A 510-nucleotide genomic window follows, 5' to 3' on the forward strand; every position below is an offset into this window, starting at 1 on the left:
TTTTCGGGGTTCACTTCATCATGAGCGGTGTTTTTTTGTTAAGTCGTTAAGGAAATTTTAAGAAACCAATATTACTATAGGCATTGTATACGAAAGTGTACATGCTTTAGACATATGAAGGAGGAAATTTCCTATGAAGAAGAAAACAGTTGGGTATTTAGCAATTGCAGGTGCTTTATCATTTGGAATTATAGGAGGAGCTGGCATACCAGCATTTGCGGCAACGAATACTCCAGCAACGGATCAGCCTGCAAAAACGGCGAAAAAGGATTTAGATGACGCTACAAAACAAAAAGTAAAAACAATTATGGACGATACAAAGAAACAGTTAGAAGGACTAGGTGTAAAACTTCCAGAGAAGGAAAAACGTAAAGACATGTTTGCGGGATTAGATGAAGCAACGAAAGAAAAAGCGAAATCAATTTTAGAACAAGAGAAGTCCGGAAAATTAACACATGAGCAAGCAAAAGAGGAATTAACCAAGTTAGGCGTGAAAATGCCGGAGAAAGG

The 510-nt window shown here is 37.6% G+C and carries 1 pseudogene; it reads left to right on the forward strand.

Going from position 1 to position 510, the window contains the following annotated elements:
* Window positions 1-133: 133 nt before the first annotated feature.
* Window positions 134-510, forward strand: a pseudogene (locus tag COK05_RS30565) (hypothetical protein); the annotation flags it as partial.

This window comes from Bacillus cereus (genome assembly GCF_002567495.1).
Classification (GTDB): Bacteria; Bacillota; Bacilli; order Bacillales; family Bacillaceae_G; genus Bacillus_A; species Bacillus_A cereus_AQ.